Origin of the sequence: Flavisolibacter nicotianae, from assembly GCF_003628535.1 — a bacterium.
GTDB classification, from domain to species: domain Bacteria; phylum Bacteroidota; class Bacteroidia; order Chitinophagales; family Chitinophagaceae; genus Flavisolibacter; species Flavisolibacter nicotianae.
This window is the reverse complement of the sequence record NZ_RBCI01000018.1, coordinates 33,197-55,633: the sequence shown is the minus strand read 5'-3', so window position 1 is coordinate 55,633 and position 22,437 is coordinate 33,197. Positions and strand designations below refer to the sequence as shown.

11 protein-coding genes are annotated in these 22,437 nt (G+C 48.3%); 4 read left to right on the top strand and 7 right to left on the bottom strand.

Features of this window, described 5'->3' with window-relative positions; translation table 11 throughout:
* Positions 1-656: 656 nt before the first annotated feature.
* Positions 657-6,287: a toxin TcdB middle/N-terminal domain-containing protein gene (locus D6024_RS25110; protein WP_394338478.1), complete on the top strand. Its 5,631-nt coding sequence runs from the start codon at positions 657-659 to the stop codon at positions 6,285-6,287.
* 221 nt (positions 6,288-6,508) lie between these two features.
* Here D6024_RS25110 and D6024_RS25105 read toward each other — a convergent pair whose 3' ends face one another.
* Complete coding sequence (locus tag D6024_RS25105; RefSeq protein ID WP_121357581.1) at positions 6,509-9,112, bottom strand: MGH1-like glycoside hydrolase domain-containing protein; 2,604 nt, start codon at positions 9,110-9,112, stop codon at positions 6,509-6,511.
* A 554-nt stretch (positions 9,113-9,666) separates the two neighbouring features.
* Between D6024_RS25105 and D6024_RS25100 the strand changes: the two genes are divergently transcribed.
* The gene (locus tag D6024_RS25100; RefSeq protein ID WP_121357580.1) at positions 9,667-10,734 is read left to right on the top strand and encodes a medium chain dehydrogenase/reductase family protein; all 1,068 of its coding nucleotides are present in this window, start codon (positions 9,667-9,669) and stop codon (positions 10,732-10,734) included.
* Between the two features lie 762 nt (positions 10,735-11,496).
* Here D6024_RS25100 and D6024_RS25095 read toward each other — a convergent pair.
* Genes D6024_RS25095 through D6024_RS25085 form a run of 3 tightly spaced genes read right to left on the bottom strand, consistent with a single transcriptional unit; the run spans position 11,497 to position 14,401 of the window.
* Entirely contained in the window at positions 11,497-12,858 is a 1,362-nt protein-coding gene (locus tag D6024_RS25095) for a putative oxidoreductase C-terminal domain-containing protein (RefSeq protein WP_121357579.1), read from the bottom strand.
* Positions 12,855-13,205, bottom strand: a complete 351-nt coding sequence (locus tag D6024_RS25090) for a hypothetical protein (RefSeq protein WP_121357578.1) — start codon at positions 13,203-13,205, stop codon at positions 12,855-12,857. The genes D6024_RS25095 and D6024_RS25090 overlap by 4 nt, the downstream gene beginning before the upstream one ends.
* Positions 13,206-13,225: 20 nt before the next feature.
* Entirely contained in the window at positions 13,226-14,401 is a 1,176-nt protein-coding gene (locus D6024_RS25085) for a Gfo/Idh/MocA family protein (RefSeq protein ID WP_121357577.1), read from the bottom strand.
* Positions 14,402-15,514: 1,113 nt separating this feature from the next.
* Between D6024_RS25085 and D6024_RS25075 the strand changes: the two genes are divergently transcribed.
* Together D6024_RS25075 and D6024_RS25070 are read left to right on the top strand one after the other, a co-directional pair.
* Positions 15,515-16,837, top strand: a complete 1,323-nt coding sequence (locus D6024_RS25075; protein WP_121357575.1) for a Gfo/Idh/MocA family protein — start codon at positions 15,515-15,517, stop codon at positions 16,835-16,837.
* A 68-nt stretch (positions 16,838-16,905) separates the two neighbouring features.
* Complete coding sequence (locus tag D6024_RS25070; RefSeq protein ID WP_121357574.1) at positions 16,906-17,775, top strand: sugar phosphate isomerase/epimerase family protein; 870 nt, start codon at positions 16,906-16,908, stop codon at positions 17,773-17,775.
* A gap of 119 nt (positions 17,776-17,894) precedes the next feature.
* On the opposite strand, the gene D6024_RS25065 is transcribed toward D6024_RS25070, so the two are convergent.
* From D6024_RS25065 to D6024_RS25055, 3 genes are all read right to left on the bottom strand, one after another.
* Positions 17,895-18,743 carry a ThuA domain-containing protein gene (locus D6024_RS25065; protein ID WP_240410158.1) on the bottom strand — a complete coding sequence of 283 codons (849 nt, stop codon included), beginning with the start codon at positions 18,741-18,743 and terminating at the stop codon, positions 17,895-17,897.
* A gap of 202 nt (positions 18,744-18,945) precedes the next feature.
* Positions 18,946-20,364 carry a Gfo/Idh/MocA family protein gene (locus tag D6024_RS25060; RefSeq protein WP_121357572.1) on the bottom strand — a complete coding sequence of 473 codons (1,419 nt, stop codon included), beginning with the start codon at positions 20,362-20,364 and terminating at the stop codon, positions 18,946-18,948.
* Positions 20,365-20,549: 185 nt separating this feature from the next.
* Positions 20,550-22,415: a RagB/SusD family nutrient uptake outer membrane protein gene (locus tag D6024_RS25055; protein WP_121357571.1), complete on the bottom strand. Its 1,866-nt coding sequence runs from the start codon at positions 22,413-22,415 to the stop codon at positions 20,550-20,552.
* Between the last annotated feature and the right edge of the window lie 22 nt (positions 22,416-22,437).

Below are 22,437 nucleotides of genomic sequence, written 5' to 3'. Positions count from 1 at the left end.
ACAAATCGGTCGAGCTTTGGTCAGCCGATATTGCTGCAAACGATTTTACTCCTAAAACACCGGTCGGCGTGGATGCTCTTTCCGTGCAAAAAGGAGACAGGCTCTATTTTCGGGTGCAGTCGAAATTTAACGGCGCTTATGACCAGGTGCTGTGGACTCCGCAGATCACATACACCAACCAATCGCCTGGCCTCAATGATGCCAACGCCTTACCGCTCTACCAGTTTACGTCCGATAAAGACTTTTTAGTGTCTGCCGTTTTTTCAACAGGCGCAAGCATTGGGGGAACCATTCATATCCAGGGCGATTTTATCAAACCGGTAACCTCCGACGATGTCACTGTACAGGTATTGAAGAAGTCAGGTGCCGTATTCACCACCCTTTTGCAGGAGACTTACTCCTGGGACCAGGTCGTCACACGTCCCGTGTCCATAGACGAAAATGTGCTGAAAGGAGATGACCTGTTCTTCCGGGTTTCATCCAAAACGAACATTGACTGGACGGCCTTGCAATGGAATCCATTTGTCTATTATACCGCTTCAACCGATCCGAGAATACCCCGCGTCATCGACGACAACGGCAAGGCTTTAATTCATTTCTCTCCAACCGTAGATTTCCAGGCGTTCACCCGGACCCTTCAGCCCAGCCTTCCCTGGATGGCACCTGCCAGCAAAACGTTTAGCATCCAGGCAAAACCGGTCCTTACTACCAATGTTGAAAACGGGGAGATTGTTTTTTCCGTAAAAAAAGAAAAGCAGTTAGTGGCGAAACAGGTTATACCTGTTACGTCGGGTGTTTTAGGGGCCTCTCCAATTTTGAATCTTGTGTTCAACAGCGGGGACAAGGTCTTTTTCGAGTACCACACGACAAATACCAAATTAGCCAGTGCGTTTGTATCGGCCGATGTCCAGACAGATGCAGGACAGAACGACCCGAAAACCGTACAGGGTGGTTTGCATACAATGGATGAATCGTTTCTATTCGGGCCCATGTACCGCCATTGGGGGCAATTTGCCTACAACGGAAACAGGACCCGTGCAAATCAACCCATCATCGAAAGCGACCTCGTACTGGATCCAACATTTACCACGCCAAAACCTCCCATTGATTTAAGTACCGCTAAAAGCGCCGACGAAATGCAGCAGATGTACGCCGCTGCAGGTGGAAACCAACCCAAAGAAGACAAATTCATTTATCTGGTGCCCAACAACGAATCAAAAACATGGATCGGTTTCGACAACATGACCTATGTAAACAAGAACACCATCAGTTCATCCCGAATGGGAAAGGATGATCTATTGCCGGTAAACCCGATCGTTCATCCGGATCCCGGATCAGGATCAGGTGCAGTGGGTATAAAAAGGGTTTCAAAAACGGATAATGTTTCTTTTGGTATTGGCATTGGCCCGGATCAGAATCTGGGCGGGAGCCTGAGCACGGGGACCACCAAATTCGTGTATGATTATACCGATATGAACGGCGACGGATACCCGGATATCTTATCAAACAGTAAAATTCAATACACCCTTCCGAATGGTGGCCTTGAAGCCACTGCCAATCCCTATTCTTTTGGGGATCCTTCCCTGTCGAGTCATTTTTCAGCCGGGTTTTCTCTTGGAGGCAAACTTCCCAACTCCAGCGCTCCGAATGCTTCATCCACACCCAAAGGTGCAAAAGCGCAAAGGGCGGAGTCTCAATCCGCCGTTTCGCCTGGCATCAGTGTGCAGTTTAATGTGAATACAGACAATATGGCTTTTGCCTTTATGGACATCAACGGCGATGGCCTGCCGGACAGGGTTTATACCGATGGACAGGTAGAACTCAACCTCGGTTATTCATTTCTCCCGAAAGAACAATGGGGCTATACAGGGCTAAGTGATGGAACGGCTATCAGTTACGGCGGTGGCCTCAGCATCAATATCGAAGATTACAGTATTGCTGCTGGCGTATCGCTTTCACGAACGGAAAATGAAACCAAAAGAACCCTTCAGGACTTGAATGGTGATGGGCTTCTTGATTACATCGCAGGCGTTTCGCCGCTGATGGTGCGCATCAATACCGGAACTGGCTTTGGACCACCGATTCCATGGACAGGTGCCGATGGGGTCAATAAAGGCGTTGCAACTGGCGAAGCCATTGATGTGGCTTTTACAATCGGGATTTCAATCCTCCCCATACTTCCTGTGGTGAAATTATGTATCAACCCTTCAATTAACATTGGGCAGGGAGCTGACCGAACGAAGATTCAATTTGCCGATATCGATGGCGATGGTTTTCCTGATTTTCTCCAGTCGGATGTAGACAGTAAGCTCACCGTTTCCCGCTCTACAATGAAACGAACCAACAAACTTAAAAAAGTGAGCCGTCCACTCGGCGGAAGTTTTACGCTGGACTATAAACGGGTTGGCAATACTTACGATTTGCCCAATACTGTCTGGACCCTATCCAGTGTAGATGTTTTCGATGGCGTTCCCGGTGATGGCACAGACCGGACGAACAGTACGTTTGAGTACCAAAACGGTCGCTACGATCGCAACGAAAGGGAATTTTATGGCTTTGGACACGTAATCACCAGGCACCGCGATACGGAAAAAGGTGATGCCGTTTACCGGGTAGTGAAAGCGGAATACCTCAACGACAATTTTTATGAAAAGGGCTTGGTGAAGGCAGAAGTTTTAGAAGATGCCGCGGGCAATAAATTCACGGAAAAGAAATATTCGTATGAATTAAAGGACATAAACACCGGTGCCACGCTGCCGAACACCATCAGGCAAAGTGATGATGGCGCAGCCTTTCCTGCACTTGTGGCAACAGAGCAATTGTTTTACGAAGGACAGGCTGTTGCCGGGAAAACCACCAGCACGACCTTTACTTATGATGTGCTGGGCAATCTGAAAGGATCGATTGATTTTGGTGATCCCGGACCGGAGGATGACCTTTCAACTGCAATCAGTTACCATTCGGTTCCCGGCAGGTATATCATGAATATTCCCAGCTCCGTTACCATATCGGGAGGCGGGCAGGTCTACCGCCAGCGGGCATCGACGATAGACAACAACACCGGGAACCTTACCGAAATGAAGCTTTTCCTGCAATCCGGGGACGTGGCTAAATTCAACATGTCTTATGACGCATTGGGAAATCTCACCAGTTTTACCCGGCCACAAAATGCTGCCGGGCAGCGCCTCAATTATGCCTACCAATACGATACGGAAGTACAGACCTATATCACGAAAACGACAGATTCTTATGGGTACGCTTCCGGCGCAAGTTACGACGTCCGCTTTGGCAAACTACTGTCTGCCACTGACCTGAACGGCCAGCAAACCCAGTATACCCTCGACAACGCCGGCCGCATTTCGACCATCAGGGGACCGTTGGAGATTGCAGCAAACCAGCCGTTTACCATGTCGTTTGAATACCATCCGGAAGCAGTTGTGCCGTGGGCGCTGACAAAACATTTCGACCCTGCGCATCCTGATAATTTTATCGAAACCGCATCATTCAGTGACGGGTTGGGACGCGACGTACCGACCAAAAAAGACTTTGCCCTGTTCGTCGGCCCGCAAATGGCTGACCAGGAAGTTATGCTGGTCTCCGGCGCTAACACGTTTGATGCATTTGGCAGAACGGTAACGCAATACTATCCGATTACGGAACCGAAAGGAACCACTGGGGTGCAAAACCCCAACACGGACGACATTGCGCCGGCACAAATGACGTACGATGTAATGGACAGGCTACTGACAACCTCATTGCCCGATCAGGCAGTGGAAAAGATGGAATACGGTTTCGGGACCGATCGCAACGGAGTCACCCAATTCAAAACAAGGTCTGTTGACGCCAACGGAATCAGCACCGAACGCTTCTTTAATGTGAGAGGGCTGTTAACAGCCACGAAGCAGCAATACCGGCAGGGCAGCGATGTATGGACAAGCTACAGCTATAACCCGGTAAACGAGTTGACAAAAGTGACTGATGACCAGGGCAACCCGATCACGATGGTGTACGACCAGTTTGGAAGAAAAACCGGCGATTTGCACCCCGATGCCGGGACGACAAATTATACCTATGACCTTGCGGGAAATTTGATTAATAAAACAACAGCCAACTTACAAAGTGGTGGAACAGGAATTAAATATACCTACGACCAGGAGCGGCTGGTAAAAATCGCCTATCCCCAAAATCCGCAAAACAACGTTACCATCACCTATGGTGCCGCGGGTGAGGCATTTTTCAGGGCAGGAAGGATCAAGAAACAGCAGGATGCCTCCGGGACACAGGAGTTCTTCTACAACCCGCTTGGCGCAATGGTGAAAGACGTCCGGGTGATCACTGTACCGGATGCGCTTTCGCAAACCTTCACAACGGAATGGACCTATGATACCTGGAACCGGTTGACCGATATGATTTATCCTGATGGGGAAACACTGACCTACCATTACAATCTCGGGGGCATGCTCCAGAATATGTCCGGCGTCAAAGGTGGAACCACGTACAACTACCTGCCACAACTCGGTTATGACAAATTCGAGAAGAAGGTTTACATGCGCTATGGTAATGGCACGGAAATGACCTACGCGTTTGAGCCTGAACGCAGGCGCCTTGCTCAGATTACAGCCAGGACGGCCGGGGGGCGTTTCATGATGAACAATACCTATTCGTATGACAAGGAAAATAATCTTCTGAATATTGTAAACAATGCCCCTGTTCCGCCGAATAACCTGATGGGTGGAAAATCCGCTTATCAATTTACCTATGATGATTTATACAGGTTGACCAACACGAGCGGGAATTTTACAACAAGCAGCCACGTAAACCGTTTCACACAGGTGATGACCTACAACAGCGTTTCCGGCATCACCAGCAAGAACCAGGTTCATGAAAGAAAGGGCACTGCTGACCTGGGTTGGGTCTTGCAAAACCAGACGTCTTATCGTTACGATTACAATTATAATGCAGGCAATACACCGCATGCACCCATCCATATTGGAGCCGAGGCATTCACCTACGACGCAAACGGTAATCAATCAAGCATGCAGCACGATGTGAGTGCCCAGAACAGGCAAATCGAATGGGATGAAGAAAACAGGATAACAACAGTTTCTGATAATGGTGACTTATTCAGGTATACGTATGATGCTTCAGGAATAAGAGTATTAAAAAGCAATGGAAACGGCCAAACGGTAGCCATCAATGGAACACAGGTTGCGAAAACCAGCGGATTGGGCAATTATACCATTTACGTGAATCCATATGAGGTGGTACGCAGTGGAGGCTTTACCAAGCATATTTACATAGAAGGCCAGCGAATTGTCAGCAAACTGGGAGTAAGCGATCCGAAAAAACAGGAAACCTTCCAGTTTTATTATCATCCCGACAACATTGGGAATTCGGCCTTTATCACCGACGCGGCAGGCGAAGTGTACCAGCACCTGGAATACTTCCCCTTTGGCGAAACCTTTATTGACGAACATAGCAACCAGTGGAGAACGCCTTACTTGTACAATGGGAAGGAATTGGATGACGAAACGGGATTGTATTATTATGGCACCCGGTATTATGATCCAAGAACAAGTGTCTGGGAGAATGTAGATCCGGCCTGGAAGAAACCCGATCAAATCAACAAATCGCCGTATGCCTATGTGGGAAATAATCCTGTTACCTATATCGATCCATTTGGGAATGACAGGTTCTACGATGAAGACGGCGGATTCCGCGGCGAATACGGTGAAGGAAATAATATACGAATAGCCAATTGGATTTCGATTACCAACGGAAATAAGATCAGAAATAAAGGTGGAGGCGACGAAGCCTATTATGCCGCCTTATCGGAAGGCAGCCGGCTGGGTTTTAACAGCGCAGATGAGGCAGCAATCAACTGGGGTCACACCTATAACCCACAGTCCATTGCGCAGGGGCTGGAGTATGGCTCGTCAATTTACCGATACAAAACAGCCCAGGGCGATGAATTTTATGCTTATTCCCTGCCAAATAAGGGAGAAAAAGCGGGTGTATTCCTCTCTGAACTGGAAATAGAAGGTAAGCCGATCAGCCTGGTCGCCGACATTCATTCACACGGAAATTTTCTTGTGGGTTATTGGAGTAATATTCATTCTTCTACCGATAAAAAGAACAATTTTGAGAAGCAGGTTCCCGGTTACGTGGCAACGCCGAGCGGTAAGTTGCGGAAATACATTCCGAACCAAAAGCACTGGTGGAGTGGTAAAGTCAAGGTTGTAACGAAAGCATTACCCTTTGACCGACATTATAGGCTGTTAAAATAATAATGGGCAACCAGGAAGGTTCTAAAATATTCGACCAGGAAGAAAAGCCATCCGGGAGGGTCACCGCATCTGAAGATTGCAGTATTTATGGCGCTGTTCCAGAGCTGGAACCAAAACGATTTTCAAGACCCGGTGCCCATCACCCGGCCGGGCTATATAAAGAGTAGCGACCTCAAAATTGGTGTCGCTTTATTTTCCAACTCAGGCAATTGGCATTCCTGCTAATCATAGTTGGTGAGATTGTAAAAAAAACATGCAATCAAGGCCGTCCACCCTGTTTGATGCGAGGCGCCCAAACCCTTGCCGCTGTCGCCGTGAAAGTATTCGTGAAAAAGGAGATAGTCGTTAAAGAGCCCATCCTTTTGCATTTTTTCAACATGGCCAAATACCGGGCGAAGGCCTTCTTTATTTCGCAAAAAAATACTCATCACCCGGCGGCTCAGCTCATCGGCTACTTCGTTTAACGTCATGTAGCAGCCCGACCCGGTGGGACATTCCACTTTGAACTCATCGCCGTAATAGGTATAATAGCGCCGCAGGCTTTCATTTACTAGCCAGTTCATTGGCATCCACACCGATCCCCGCCAGTTGCTGTTGCCGCCGAATATATTTGTGTCGCTTTCGCCCGGCGTGTAACTGACGGTGTAGGCTTGTCCGTCTTCATTGAATTGATAGGGATATTGCTGGTGAAATTTGGAAAGGGAGCGAATGCCGTAGTCACTCAAAAATTCGTTTTCGTCCAGTAAGCGTTTCAAGGTCATTTTCATGCGAAAGCCCCGCATCAGGCTGAAGAGATGAACACCGTTTTTGTTAACAATATCCCAGTGCGAAACAAGATTGGCCAGGTCGGGCCGGTTTTCTGCAAATAGTTTCCGGCGCCGTTCAAACAACTCGTCTTGTTTCATCTCACTATCTGCAACGGTTTCGACCACAAAAAGCGGGATCAATCCCACCAGGCTTCTGACTTTTAACGGTACAGACTTGTTACCGGGGAGGAGCAACTGGTCGTAATAAAAATTGTCCTCGTCATCCCATAAATTTCCTTCTACACCATTCATTGCTCCGGCGATGTACAGGAAGTGTTCAAAATACTTCGACGTCATTTCCGCATAGGCAGGATTGTACCGAAAAAGTTCATGGGCAATGTGCAGCAGGTTCAGTGCATACATGGCCATCCAACCGGTAGCATCGGATTGCTGCAGGTAGCCGCCACCGGGCAACACGGCATTGCGGTCAATCACGCCTATGTTATCCAACCCAAGAAAACCAGCTTCAAAAATGTTGTCGCCTTTTGCATCCCTGCGGTTTACCCACCAGTTGAAATTGAGCATGAGTTTGTGGAAGATTTTTTCCAGAAACAGCACGTCGCCTCTGCCCCCGTTGGCCTGCTTTTCGGCTTTGTAAATTTCCCAGGTGGCCATCGCATGAATCGGTGGATTGCAATCGCTGAAGCTCCATTCATAGGCCGGGAGTTGGCCGTTGGGGTGCATGTACCATTCGTTGACCAAATTGAGTAATTGCGTTTTGGCAAATTCCGTGTCCACCATCGCTAGCGCATAACAGTGAAAGGCCATGTCCCAGCTAGCAAACCAGGGAAACTCCCATTTGTCGGGCACCGAAAGAATTTCTTTGCTGTGCAGGTGGTCCCATTCGGCATTTCTTGCACGCAGGCGTTGTGATGGCGGCGGCGGTTGTCCAGGATCGCCCCTGAGCCACTGGTGCACATCGTAGTCGTAAAATTGTTTGTTCCACAACAGGCCCGCCAATGCCTGCCGTTTGATGTTGCGGACATCCGGGTCTTTTTCCTCCCTGAAAACGTTCGCATAAAAAACATCCGCTTCTTTTATTCTTTGCTGAAAGGTTTCGTCAAAATTTGTAAAGTCATATTTCATGTCCTGCGAAAGGGAAAGACGAACAACAACCGGCTCACCGGCAGGAATGGTCAGGTGATAATCGAAAGCGGCTTTTGTACCTGTTTGTGCCGGATTAATGGTCGAGCTGCCGAAAACAAGGAAGTCGTTGATGCCGTCTTTATAAAAATTAGTGTTCCCTCTGTCGCCATATAACCTTTCGGTGTTTGTTTCATTGTTGCAGAAAAGGGCTTCGGGCATGCCTTCGCCCTGCAGGTAAAATTGGCCCAGTGCTTGGTGATAAACGGCAATATTTCCCGGTGAAACCGAACGCAACTGCGGCCTGTAATCATCATAGCCCCAGGCCCAGGTATTTCGAAACCACAGCGTGGGCAATACGTGCAGTGATGCCGCTTCCCTGCCCCGGTTGTACACGGTTATTTTTATCAGAATCGCCTGCTCACGCTCTTTTGCGTATTCAACAAAAACATCAAAATAGTTATCATCGTTAAAGATGCCTGTATCAAGGATTTCAAATTCGGGCTCTTGCTTGGTTCGCCTCCTGTTTTCTTCCACCAGAATGGTGTAGGGAAATTCCTGCTGCGGGTATTTATACAGCATCTTCATGTACGAATGCGTAGGCGTATTGTCCAGGTAATAATAGAGTTCCTTTACATCCTCGCCATGATTGCCTTCTGTATTCGTTAGACCAAAATAGCGTTCTTTCAGAATGGGATCTTTCTTATTCCAGAGCGCGGGGGCAAAACAAAGCAACTGCTCTTCATTACAAATACCTGCGATGCCTTCTTCGCCCCAACGGAAGGCGTAGCTCCTGGCTATATCATGTGTTGTGTATTGCCAGGCAGCACCGTTTGCACTGTAATCCTCCCGCACCGTTCCCCACTGCCGGTCGCTGACATATGGTCCCCAAATTTTCCAGGTTCCTTTGTCGATTCTTTGCTGCTCGCTTGTCATTTGTGAAAAGTTTCCCGGTGATGAAAACAGGTTTCACAAAAGGGTGGATGATACGTAATGAATGAATTGAAATACTAAAACAGTTTGCTGATACCGGCAGAGTGTGCCCCTTGCCAATCAGTTGTTATAACGTTTTGTCAAAGCCTGCTTCAGGCCAAAGTACCTGTATCTTCTGTGTGATACTCTTTGAAATTAGCTCCGGAAAATTAATCGTTCTGTCAGTCAAGAGGTGCAGGGCAGGGTTAAAGTTGTTTTTTCAGAAGGAACGGTCGAAGCTTTTCTTCATTGCTGTCTTTAGCCCTGGTGAAATAAGAACGCCGTTTGATTTCGTGGTCACATTTTTTAATCCCTGACATCAAAGTTACACGGAAGAGCAGTTAAATTTAAGATACCCTTTATGGGCTACTCAGCATGCTGACCCAAATCATTGCTGCTGGCTGCTTTTTAAACTACCTTCATCAGCAGCTTCATAGATCGCCGAGATCATAAAGATTTTCTACCGCACCCCGGGACCTTAGCTGCACCCTCCGTTGCCCAAAAAGGAGGAATAAATCATGAAATACAAACACATTGTTGTTGCTCACTACGGCGGCCCCGATGAACTTCGGGTTATAGAAGAAGAATGCTCTGAGCCAAAGAGGGGAGAAGTGCGGGTAAGAGTGCTGGCCGCAGGCGTCTCCCTGCCCGATGTCATGATGCGGGAAGGCATCCACCCCGAAACACCCCGGCTGCCCTTCACGCCGGGATGGGACCTGGTGGGTGTGGTTGATAAACGTGGTGCAGGTGTTGAAGGCCTTGAGCAGGGTCAGATGGTGGCTGCGCTGCCGATCTTTGGAGCCTACACCGAGTTCGTTTGCCTTCCGCAAAATCGGTTGGTTCCCGTACCGCCCGGCCTGGATCCTGCCGAAGCGGTCAGCCTCGTGCTGAACTACATCACGGCCTACCAGATGCTGCACCGATCTGCAAAAGTAAAAGCCGGTCAACGTGTGCTGATCCACGGCGCAGCAGGCGGTGTGGGCACTGCACTCCTGCAGCTTGGCCGTCTTGCCGGGCTTGAAATGTACGGAACCTGTTCCTTACACGATGCGCCGGCCGTTTCTGCCTTTGGTGCCGTGCCCATTGATTTTGAACACCAGGATTTTGTAAAAGAAATTCATCGCCTGACGGGTGATGGCGTGGACGCTGTCTTTGAAAGCATTGGTGGTCGGCACATCTGGCAGTCACGCAAAGCGCTGCGTCGCGGCGGAAAAGTCGTTGCCTTTGGGCTTACCGGCTCACTTCGTGGTGGACGGTCGACGGGAGGTGGGCAGGGTCGTCGTCACCGCTTTCGGGCAATTGCCATCTTCGGGTGGTACATTGCGGTGAGTTGGATGCTGCCCGGCCGTAAACGGGTGGTCCCTTACAGCATCCAAACGCTTATGCGGCTGAAGCCGGACCTATTCAGGCAGGACCTGATCACGCTTTTCAACCTCCTTCACGAACACAAAATCAAGCCAGTTATTGCACAACGGTTTCCGCTTACCGAAGCAAGAAAGGCCCATGAACTGCTTGGCAGGGGAGGAATTACGGGTAAGGTTGTTCTGGTATGCAACGGGGAACCAACTGAACGGGCAACGGTTTGAAAAGGTCGGCTTTGACCCACAATAAAATGCCAGGAAAAGCGAGGAATACTTCCGGGATTTTGGTGTACGGCGGGCATTCAAAGCCGGGTTGTATTTCGGAAAAATCGTCAGCGCCCAAAGTGTCGATCTGAAACGGGAGATCGTTTATTACAGTGATGTGTTGAATACGACGGCCCAAATTCGGGACGAATGCAAACGGTACCAGCGCGACTTCTTCGTTTCAGGCGTTCGAATAAAACGCCTGAAACGATATGAATGGTTTCCGGGAACGGGTCGATACGGTCGTGCTTCGCGGGAAGGAAATAGAAGTGGACCGTTTTAGTGTTGTGAATGTTCGTACAAGGCCAGCTTCTTTGGCACTGTGATGTTTAACGGGATGACTTGAGTGAATGCAAGCAGAAAACGCCAGCTATTCGATTCTGGTATTCAGTTACGTACCGGTGTAAGTAAAGAATATTGATTTTCTGGTCATGTTTTGGAGAACAGAATATAGACTTGTGCCTACGATACAACCTAGGTTAGCCTTATCAATTCTGCTAAAGTGGCTTATTCATAATAGAGAAATAGTTCGCAATTTCAATTGCTAAAATTCTTGCCAGGTTAGTAACAGTTTGCTGTTTTTTAACTAACTAGATTCGATAATATCGTCAAATCTTCTAATAACCGGTTCGACTTCCGTCACCCGCTCACCACCTGACCCCGCTAGTTGCAGACCAGGCACCGATATTGTCAAAAAAAAACGCTTGAGGGAACTGGTTTTGTTCATAGCTTTTTTTTCATGGCAAGGGCCAGTGCTTTGGTGGTGGTGTAATATTTTGCCAGCATGTTAGGCACTTCCCAGGAAGGCAGGTTGCGGTGTTTCAGGTATTCCAAAAAGTTTTGTGTCACACGGGCAAAGTGTTCTTCATGGTTTTCTTTGTATTTATCGGGAATGACGACTTCCCAGCCATTTTCCACTTTAGTTAATTCAACGCCTGGGTATTTTGTCTGTAATTTTTTGAAGTCTTCTTCAATTTCAGTGCGCCTTGTTGTGGAGAAGGGTTGGATAAACAAGACAGGTTTGTAGCCTTCAGCGGCACCTTGTTTAATCAGCAGCATTGTCTTTGTTCCCCGCATGAGGGCCGTGTAGCGGTCGCCGCTACCTTCGGGTGCGGCGTAGTTCCAGACCACTGATGTTTTTACGAACACGCCGCGAAGCCGGTAACGAATTTCCCCGTTGGAAAAAACATTCAGTACCGTGTCTGCAGACACGGCATTTTTTAGATAGGCGGGAAAACTGTCCGATTTTGTCAGCGTTTTAAATTGTGTTAACGAAAGAGGCGTGGTCCATCGTCTGGCTGAAAGCAACTGAATGTCTTTGGTATAATTAATCGCTTGTTCAGGGAAACATTCCCATTGCGCCAGGTCCACAATGTGCGTCATGACGTCAGCAATCCCGTTGCCCTGTTGCGAAACGTCGAAGAACCATTTGGGCCGGGTGAGCACATTTCCGGAAACGTATTTGTAGAAATAGTGAATGCTTTCTTTCACCACAGCCGGGTCGGCCGCGGTGCCGGTTTGCAAGGTGCCAAAAATTTCCGGCATCATGGCCAGTTCACGCATTAGGATGGACGTGATTTCAAAACGTTCGGTCATGATGTCGTAGAGTAAGAGTTTCTTTTTTTCGGCAACGGCGAAGGCTTGTTTCAGTTGTTCAAACCCCTTCTCATCAATGGCCATTGGCTTGTCGGCCAATACGTGAAAACCGGCTTGCAATGACTTTACTATGTACTCGGTTTTCTTTTCGTTGTTGCCGCTCAGCACAACGACATTTCCCTTTCTTTCGGTAAGCATTTTTTGGAGGTAATCAGGGCCGGTGTACACAACCTCTTTCCATTTCGTAGGCGATTCGCTGCGGGAGTTATACGCTTTTACACGGTCGAGGTGCGCTTGCAGGTCAGGGCCGGCAGGTGCGTACACATGCACAGTGGAGTCAACATCACTGTACATTGTTTTCTGCACGAGGGCTGCGTGAAAATGGCCGGGATCGAGTGTCAGCAGGCGCACCCGTTTTTGGGCAAACGAAGGATGGGTGCCGAACGAAATCAGCATGACTGAAAATGTTGTGATGATCAGATTTCTCATGGTTCAATAAACTTGTTGATAGATGAGTGAAGGACGCAACGGAAGACTGATGAATATTCGGTACGTTGAAAGGCTTGCGGACCGGCAGCGGCTCCCGCTTTGTCCGAGTCGTAAACGACGATGGTTAGTGTACCACTGTAACGGGCTATGGTAACTATGTAGTGGGTGATCGAGATGCTGTTGCAACCAATAGAAGCTGCGTCGATCCAATTGCCCTGTGCGTTTTTTCCGAAAACAGAAGCTGGGGCAATACCGGGAAAGTTTAACGCGAGGGCAGGTCCCACTGATGGTTTTGCTGAATCGTAAAAAAATGCGATGCGGCTGATGCTTTTTTGCTGCCCGTTCATACCGGAAGTTTTAAGAGCGCCTACGCTTTTTGATAATTAAGTTTCTCTGCCGCCTTTTGCGCTTTCAGTGCAAGTTCTGTTGCCAGGAAGCAATGTTTCTGTGTCATCGCTGTTTCGGTGCGATTGATAATGTCGTCCACCAATTGCCTGCCGTAAGGCAGTTCAACATTGCTGCAGTTGATGTACTTTGTCTCTTTGTTGTTGACCAGAAAGAGATGATTGCCGCCTTCTTTTCCGGCAAGGTCCGTATTCTTGCGCACCTCCATATATCCCTCTGTGCCAAGGATCGTGAGCCTTCCATCGCCCCAGGTGTTTAATCCATCGGGAGTAAACCAATCAACGCGGATGTAGCCTGTGCCGCCGTTACCACGCAGCATCACGTCGCCAAAATCTTCAAAAGCAGGGTACTGCGGATGGGCTACGTTTCCCACCTGCGACGCGACGATATCTGCTTTGTCCGAATTGGTGAAAAAAAGAAACTGGTCGAACTGGTGCGAGCCGATATCCGTGATAATGCCGCCAAAATATTTTTTGTCAAAGAACCATTGTGGGCGGGTCGTCAAACTCATTCGATGCGGAGCAAGAATAACGGTTTGAATCACTTTCCCGATAGCGCCTGCCTTGACTAAATCACCCGCCTTCACCGTCGCCTTGTTTTCAAATCGCTCGCTGTACATGATCGAAAAGATCCGGTTGGTTTGGCCTTGAACGCGTCTTACTTCTGCCAGTTGCTCCAGTGTGGTGATGCCCGGTTTGTCGGTCATATAATCTTTGCCGTGCTGCATGGCCCGGATGCCAATGCCTGCCCGTTCAACGGGTATGGCTGCGCTTAAAATCAGTTGAATCGCCTTGTCTTCAAGGATTTCGCTTTCACTCCTGGCTAATTTAACCTGCGGGTAGCGCTTGGCAAAAGCGGCAACCAGGTCTGGCTCTTTTGCGTAAAGCGACACCAATTGGCCGCCGCCTCTGATCACCGCCTCCACCTGCGAGTAAATGTGCCCATGATTAATGCCGATGACTGAAAATTTTATCCGCGGCTCGTCCCATTGGCGTCGTGTAGCCTGCTCAGTAATGGTTTCCCGGAACCTTCCGGCAGCGGTTGTGTTTCCGGCAAATGCAGGCAGCAGGCTTATCCCGGCCGCAGTGGTGGCCGTATTTTTCAAAAACTGTCGTCGATTAACGTTAGACTGTCGCATAAAAGATGAATGAAGATTTAAATTTTTTCTACAGGCCTCAATGGATATTGGGTTTCGAACACCGAAAAGTTTATGGCTCACTTGAACGAATCACTTTCTGTCACTTGCTTCAGTGGTACTGCCCGGCTTCGTTTTCGTCACCACATTTGTACGATGGCCAATTCAATGTTGCAAACCAATCTGGATTTTTCACTGCACCACTACTCCGATGTAAAAAGCCAAAAAGATAAAAATAATAGTTGAATATCCGTCTCGTTAACCTGTACGAATCTTAATAAAGAGGCACCGAAACGCAACCAGGCGTCGATAGAGGGATAATCTAAATTGTGATCCACTGTTCAAACTTGTTACCGGTTAGTTCCTGATTACGTCAACGTTCCTTTTTTTCCTGGTGAGGACGAATATCTTTCGGAAGCTTTTGAGTTGACTCACGAAGGCTTACATCCTTTCGATAAAGGTTATGCGATCATCAGCAAGATGCTGGTAAAACGTATGAAAAATAGTAGCAGGTGCTCAACACCATGAAAGCCAGAATCGCTTTATGCGTTGTTTCTGTTGACAATAAACCACTAACGTATTTCGGAACGAGTGCCGGGCAACAAAAACCGTCTCATCCCGATTGTGCTGTATGGATTGAGCGGGCCTGTCAGAGTGAATGGCAAAGTGTACAAAGCTCCCGGGATCAATGGCGAAATGCCGGGAATTGGGAACAAAAAGGCGTTCACGGACGAGGAAATTTGCTCTGGTGCTCAATTTTATCCGCTCTTCCTGGAACAACAAAGCCGGGGCCATCAAGCCCGCAGACGTAACGGAAATCAGAAAGCAGTACAGCGGCCGCCAAAATTTATTCACTAAAACGGAGCAGAATAGGCTAAAATTGATATTGTCCATTGGGCAAAAACGACATTTAGGAAGAACAAAACAGAAACGTAGACGTAAAAGGATACAGCTTCTAAGTAAATTATGTTTAGCCAGGTCGAAAGTATTTGAAAAATCTTCCGGCTTTACGAAGGATAGAATCAGCACTTAATTTTTTGAAGCACCATGGCAATGTTTTTTTTCCGATCTTAAAAGCCAGAACCTTATTGCTTCGTCATTTAAATACCTTTTCCAATGGACAAAACAAGAAGAGATTTCATTAAGAATACCAGCACCCTGGTTGCCTTAGGTGGACTGGGATTTCACGCAAAAAGTTATGCCCGCATCATTGGTGCCAACGAACGGATTACTGTTGGCATCATGGGAACTAATGGTCGCGGTGCCGGTATGGCCGCCACCTTTGCCAGGCAGAAAAATACCGATGTTGTTTACATCTGTGATGTGGAAGAAAATGCACTGGCGAAAGGCATCAATGCCGTAAAGAAAGCGGTGGACAAGGAGCCCAAAGCGGTAAAAGATTTCCGTACGATCCTGAGTGATAAAAACCTGGATGCGATGTACCTGGCGCCGCCTGATCACTGGCATGCGCCGGCCACGATCATCTGTTGCGCTGCAGGAAAACATGTGTACGTTGAAAAGCCTTTGTGCCACAACCCAAGGGAGGGTGAACTGGCAGTAGAAGCGGCAAGAAAATACAAACGCATCGTTCAGATGGGAAGCCAGCGGCGGTCCTGGCCCGTTCTGACACAGGGTATACAGGAACTGCACAACGGTGCTATCGGCAAGGTGTATATGGCGAAGACCTGGTACACGAACAATCGTGGGCCCATCGGCGTTGGAAAAAAAGTGCCGGTGCCTTCCAACCTGGATTTTGAACTCTGGCAAGGTCCTGCGCCAAGACGCCCTTATCAAGATAATCTGGTGCATTACAACTGGCATTGGTTCTGGCATTGGGGCACTGGCGAAGCACTCAATAACGGCACCCACGAAATTGATGTGGCCCGCTGGGGGCTTGGTATTGACTACCCGACGAAAGTCAGTTCTGTTGGCGGACGGTACCGTTACCAGGATGACTGGCAAACCCCCGATACGCAGGTCATTACGTTTGAATGTCCCGGTGCTTCGGTGGTCTGGGAAGGACGCAGTTGTAATGGCGCTTTGGTAGAAGGAGAGGACCGGGGAGTTATTTTTTATGGTGAAAACGGTTCGATGGCCACCGGTGGCAACAGCTACGTCATTCGGGATGTAAAGAACAAGATCGTCAAAGAAGTAAAATCCAGCGAAAAGATTGATGGCCGCGATCCCTCCAGTCCAAGCGCAGGCCTGGACGCTGTGCACATTGATAATTTCCTGAAATGCATTCGCGAAGGGGGGACGCCAAATGCCGACGTGGAAACCGGCAGGAAGAGTACCCTGTGGGTACAGTTGGGCAACATTTCACAGCGGATAGGCGAAACCTTGCACATTGATCAGAAGAATGGCCATATCGTGGGAAACCAGAAAGCTATGGCATTGTGGGGACGTGAGTACCAGCCCGGCTGGGAGCCGAAGGTTTAGGTTAACTTTTGCGTAAGCGACTTTCACATCAAGACCAACATTAACCATTACACAAGCGAACAATCTTTATGATAAAGCAAAATAAAACAATTGAGTCCCGGCGGAATTTCATTCAAAAAGCCGGTGTCGGCTTAGCGGCTATGACCAGCATTCCCTTTGTTGGTTCTTCCACGGCGTTGGTCAAATCCGCTTTGCCAAAAGCCGAAGCACCTTTACCGGTTGGTATCGCCGGATACACATTTATTCAATTTGAGCTTGACCAGGCCATTGCCATGATGAAGCGGTTAAATCTCGGGTACCTGTCTCTCAAGGACAAACATCTTCCCCTAAACAGCAGTGATGACAAAATAAAGTCGGTGCTGAACCAATGCAGAGAAGGCAACATTAACGTTTACACGGTTGGTGTGATCTATATGAAAACAAAGCCGGCCGTTGATGAAGCGTTTGATTACGCCAGAAAAGTCGGTGTGAATATGATCGTTGGTGTGCCCACGTATGAGTTACTGGATTACGCGGAAGAAAAAGTGAAGGCGATGAACATCAAATTAGCCATTCACAACCACGGTCCCGAAGATGCCTTGTATCCCAGTCCGCAAAGCGTTTATGAGCGCATCAAAGACAGGGATCCACGCATGGGCCTTTGCATGGATATCGGCCACGCGGTGCGGGCTGGTGCCGATGTGGACAAAAGCATCAAAGCGTATAAGGACCGTCTTTTTGATTTACACATTAAAGACGTAACAGGACCCTATAAAGAGGCGAAAGCCATTGAAATCGGAAGAGGAGTGATTGATTTTGCAGCCCTGGCAAAGACGTTAAACAAGATAAATTATAAAGGGGTTTGCAGTATCGAATTTGAGAAAGACATGAAGGATCCGTTGCCGGGCATTGCCGAATCAGTGGGTTATTTCAAAGGCGCCATGGGATCGCTTCACTAAAGGTAAACCGTAAGGAATCGTAGATCATCATTGGCGAGGATGCTGCCGCTATTATCGGAAAGGATAGTGGCGGCATCCTTCGTTGCGATACAAAATTAGGGGGCTCGTCATAAACCGTATCAGTACTTCACCGGTGTGTCTCTCGAAGTGGCATACGCTTTTGAGAAATCAAGCTTTTTGACCTTTCCCGCCACAAATCGAATTCCCTGGAACAAATGTTTCACATAAATCGGATCTGAATAGTCTTTCTTGTCATGTCCATAAACGGTAACCCAGGTATGGCCTCCATCGTAATCCTGAAACCATATTGAAGGATATAAAGTGCTGAACGTACCGGCGTGTTTCACGATCAAGTTTTTTTGGGCGGTGTCACTGGTATTTAAGGTGGAAATATCGTGCACCGCTAAAACGGTGGGTCCGGGATACAATTCCTTTCCGAAATAGCATTCGTCTTCTTTCTCCCAAATTTTCGGCAGCCCCAGCATAGAAGGGTGGGAAGGATCAATCACCCTCACCGTAAATTTTTGAAACTTTGCATGCCACGCAAATGTGGCGCCAAGCATCTTCTTGAACCAATCCCAGTTGCGTTCTGTACCCGTGACGGAATGAATGCCCACAAAGCCACCGCCGGCTTCGATATAATGACGAAAAGCCAGCCGCTGCTCATCGGTGTCGAAAACATCATTGTTCGTACTGGGAAAAATAAGCAGCGTGTATTTTTTCAGGTTCTCTTCCGTCATCACCGAGGCATCTGCCGACGTGTCAACTTTAAAACCATGCTGCTGTCCCAGGAGTTGAATACAAGCAACAGCGCTGGGAATGTTGTCATGAACGTAGCCCTTACCGTTTTTGGTGTAAACCATCACACGGACATTTTTCCAGTTAACGCCTGTCTGTGCGCCGGCCCTTTGAAATCCGGTAAAAGCGATCAAAAAAGAAATGGCAATGAATACGGTAAAAATTCTCATGGTCATCGAATTGTGTATCCTCCGGCTCAACCGGAGGATTTTTGCAGCCTAAGAAAACGAGTTTCGTAATACGAAGCAAGACCCTCTTTGGCTATGAAGTTTTGGATGTAGAAAAAGCCTTTGCCATCCAGTCAACCGAAACTGCTTCAAACTGCGTTGTGCTTTTGCTGTTCATAGACAGAGCAGAGGCTTTCCATCTTTCTTACACTTTTTTGATATAGTTGGTTCCGTAAGGGAATCGTTGTGGCCGCGACAAATGCTTATTGGCTTCGACATTATCTTTGAACTTTTCCTTCTTTGGATCCCAATAAAGCCGCCCCGGTGTTTTCATGGCGGCATGCACCAGCAGGCAGGCGCTGCACGAACGGTGCGCTACCTCTGCCGGGCTGATATTGGGCTTTTTTGTTTGAATACTATCCAGCCAATTGCCATGTTGTTCGGGGCTGGCATACAAATGAATTTCGTTGGGGCCGATTTCCGACGTGTACAAACCAGGATGGCTGGAGTCAAATGCTTTTTGTGCAGGTCCGCTGGTCGGATCCGAAGCCGTTACGCCAACATTTCCCCTGGTTACAAAAATCCATCCATCAGTGCCTTCAAAGCGAATACCATTAGGATTTTTACTGCTTAAATACATGGTGACGCCGTTCGCATATTTCATCGTGGCTTCATAGTCTCCGTGCACATTCCACAATCCTTTCTTCGGGAATTCGGCGGTGGCCTCCACTTCGATCGGGCCTGTGTATTCGGTGTCCATTCCCCAATGCGCAATATCAATATGGTGAACGCCCCATCCCGTGATCATGCCGGCGCCAAACTGTTCGCAACGCAGCCAGCCGCCTCGCGAGTTAGGATCGGTTTGCGAATGCACCCGATCAAGCGTATAATAAACGTAGGGCGTTGAGCCAAGCCACATATCATAGTTAAGGTTTTGCGGTATTGGCATCTCCGTAGTTTCTCCACCCGCCGGATCCGAAGGAAGACCGATCCGCACCGTGTGGAGTTTTCCAATACGGCCATTTCGCACCAGCTCACACGCTTTTTTAAATTGGGGCCATGGCGTGATGGAGCGTTGCTGGCTCCCCAGTTGAAAAACTACGCCTGCCTTTCGCACCGCATCGCTCATGGTGCGTCCTTCCTCGATTGTCAGCGAGGTGGGCTTTTGACAATAAATGTGTTTTCCGGCAAGTGCCGCTTCAATCGCCGGCTGCGCATGCCAATGGTCAGGGGTGCTGATGATCACTGCGTCTATGTCTTTGTTCGCCAGCAATTCTTTGTAGTCGTCATAAATCTTCACGTCCTGGTAGTTCGGCTTGCCTGTTTTCTTTGCATACCAGCCTTCGATCATCTTCTTGCCGCTTTCCAGCCGGTTTCTGTCAACATCTGCTACGGCCATAATGTTAGCAATATCGAACTTGAAAGTTTCAGGAAGGTCGTGTGTACGGGCGATACGGCCAATACCGATCTGGCCAATGTTTATTCGGTTGCTCGGCGCATATTTACCAAATACGGAAGCCGGCACAATGGTTGGAAAACTTGAAAGGGCAATGGTGCCGGCGGTTGCTTTGATGGTATTTTTTAGAAAATCTCTTCGGCTATTTGCATTTTGTATCTCGCTCATGATTATGGTTTAGGGATTGTGGTCTATTGAAAATGCGGGTTCATCTTCCGCATTTCTTTACATGCTTGTTATGATAATTGGTGGATTTCACTTTACCATCATTCAACGTGCCTAGCCGAAGCAAGGCAGTGGATCTTGTGAGTGAAACAACATTGTTTCCTGGACTGGTCACTTACGTCTATTTCTTAATCAACAATTTTGTCCAAGGGCGCAACGTTGTTTTCGTAGCCCACATAGCCCTTGTTTTGATTGATCCGCCCGTTGGTGTTTCCATTGATTGAACGGGTGGGAATAGGCCATAAAACATGGTAAGGACTAATGGTGTACTTGTCGGCATGGTTGGTGACAATACCTAGCCGATAGAAATTGTTCTTGGCAATGATCCGGTCGTAGAAATAATTGTTGTCAGAGAAACTATTCAGGGTATAAGTCTTGCCGTTTTCAGCAGCGATGCCTGTTTTGGCAAAGAGGTAAGAAATCCTTGTCAACTCTGTTTTGCGGGGTTCTTCAAAGAACAGTTCCCTTGCTCTTTCGTCAAGGATGGTGCCCATGTTTACATCGGCCGCCGTGATCGGCGCACAGCCGGCACGCGTTCTTACTTCGTTGATATCAGCGGCTGCTAATCCCAGTTCACCTTTCCAGAAATAGGCTTCGGCTCTTAAAAGATAGGTTTCTGCCAACCTGAACATGTACCAGTCGCTGTGCCCACCCTGCATGGGAGAGTTCTCAAAATCGGGGACAAACAATTTATACTGCGGCCAACCAAAATAGCTTCTGATGGTGTCGGTGCAAAGCAGGCCGCCGGACGAGTTCCGAAGCCGTACATGTTTCAGGTAATTCGGATCGTTCGTTGATTTCAAACCCGGGTCGTTGTAGAGCAGGTCTTCCATCCGCATCCAGTTGCCCTTGGCATGGCGCAAATCGTTCGGGTCATCCCAAATTTCGTATTGGGCATAGTTGCTTGGGCGGGACCGACCAATTCCCCTTCCAACATAGTTCGACTGAACAAATTCTGCTGTCAGGTTATCGTAGGTGCCTTTTTTGCCGCTAGGCGCATTTACGTTTGTTCCCCAAAAAGCAACGGCTTGGCGCATGATGGTCATGCCGGTACCAAACTGACCGTCGCCAAAACGGTCTATGATCATAAACAATCCCTCTTTGTTCGTGGCTAGCGATTTGTTTTCGGGCCGGTGCAAATCCCAAATCACATTATGCGGTAACGCAACGGGAGTGGGCGAACCTTCAATGAATTCAACCGGTGGGGCGGCATTACCAAACGGCGCTCTCATTAAACTGTAAGGACTGCTGTTGATCACGGAGTTGGCAGCCGTAATGGCCGCATCAAAATTGCCAAGGGCAAGGTTTACCTTGGTCAGCAAATGGGCCACGGCGCCTTTGGTTACTTCCCCTTTGTTGACATTATCGGACGTCCAGAGCAGGGCCGAGTCCAGGTCAGTCTTAATTTTTTGGAGGATCACCTCCCGCTTCGTAGAATAAAAGTCCAGTTTCGGTGCAGTGATCTCCTTCATGATGGCAGGAACATCGCCAAACTGGTGAACTAACCTGTAATAGCGAAGTGCCCTGTGAAAGTAAGCGGCACCAAGAATCGCATTGCGTTCTGCCGGCGAAGAAAACGTCGCCTGGTCAATCCGCGAGATGATGGTGTTGGCATATTTGATTGCATTGTAACCTTCCGTCCAATAAACATAGATCTTATTGTGGTCGTCGTCGTTGAACTGAACGAGGTCAGGAGTGATCAGCAGGTTCAGGTCAACAGCAGGGCCAGACTTGTCCGTTGTACCTTCCACGGCGATTTCTGAAAACAGCATCTCAGTTAGAATGGGTGGGTTGCCACCGTAAAATTCCTGCCGCAGGTTCCGGTTACACGATGCCAAAGCAGAGCGCATGGCGGCAGCATCTACATAGGTTGCAGAGGGTTCGTAAAAAGAAAGCGGCTCCGGTGCCAGGTAGGATTTTTTACATCCGACGACAGTCGCCAGGATCGTTGCACAAAAGCCAGCTACCTGAATATATTTTACTGTATTTCTCATTTTGGTTTTACTGTTTAAAGTG

Bases quoted from the DNA above. Each gene is read 5' to 3' on its own strand.
- D6024_RS25110 (WP_394338478.1), top strand. From the start codon at position 657: ATGGCACCTGCCAGCAAAACGTTTAGCATCCAGGCAAAACCGGTCCTT.
- D6024_RS25105 (WP_121357581.1), bottom strand. From the start codon at position 9,112: ATGACAAGCGAGCAGCAAAGAATCGACAAAGGAACCTGGAAAATTTGG.
- D6024_RS25100 (WP_121357580.1), top strand. From the start codon at position 9,667: ATGAAATACAAACACATTGTTGTTGCTCACTACGGCGGCCCCGATGAA.
- D6024_RS25095 (WP_121357579.1), bottom strand. From the start codon at position 12,858: ATGAGAAATCTGATCATCACAACATTTTCAGTCATGCTGATTTCGTTC.
- D6024_RS25090 (WP_121357578.1), bottom strand. From the start codon at position 13,205: ATGAACGGGCAGCAAAAAAGCATCAGCCGCATCGCATTTTTTTACGAT.
- D6024_RS25085 (WP_121357577.1), bottom strand. From the start codon at position 14,401: ATGCGACAGTCTAACGTTAATCGACGACAGTTTTTGAAAAATACGGCC.
- D6024_RS25075 (WP_121357575.1), top strand. From the start codon at position 15,515: ATGGACAAAACAAGAAGAGATTTCATTAAGAATACCAGCACCCTGGTT.
- D6024_RS25070 (WP_121357574.1), top strand. From the start codon at position 16,906: ATGATAAAGCAAAATAAAACAATTGAGTCCCGGCGGAATTTCATTCAA.
- D6024_RS25065 (WP_240410158.1), bottom strand. From the start codon at position 18,743: ATGAGAATTTTTACCGTATTCATTGCCATTTCTTTTTTGATCGCTTTT.
- D6024_RS25060 (WP_121357572.1), bottom strand. From the start codon at position 20,364: ATGAGCGAGATACAAAATGCAAATAGCCGAAGAGATTTTCTAAAAAAT.
- D6024_RS25055 (WP_121357571.1), bottom strand. From the start codon at position 22,415: ATGAGAAATACAGTAAAATATATTCAGGTAGCTGGCTTTTGTGCAACG.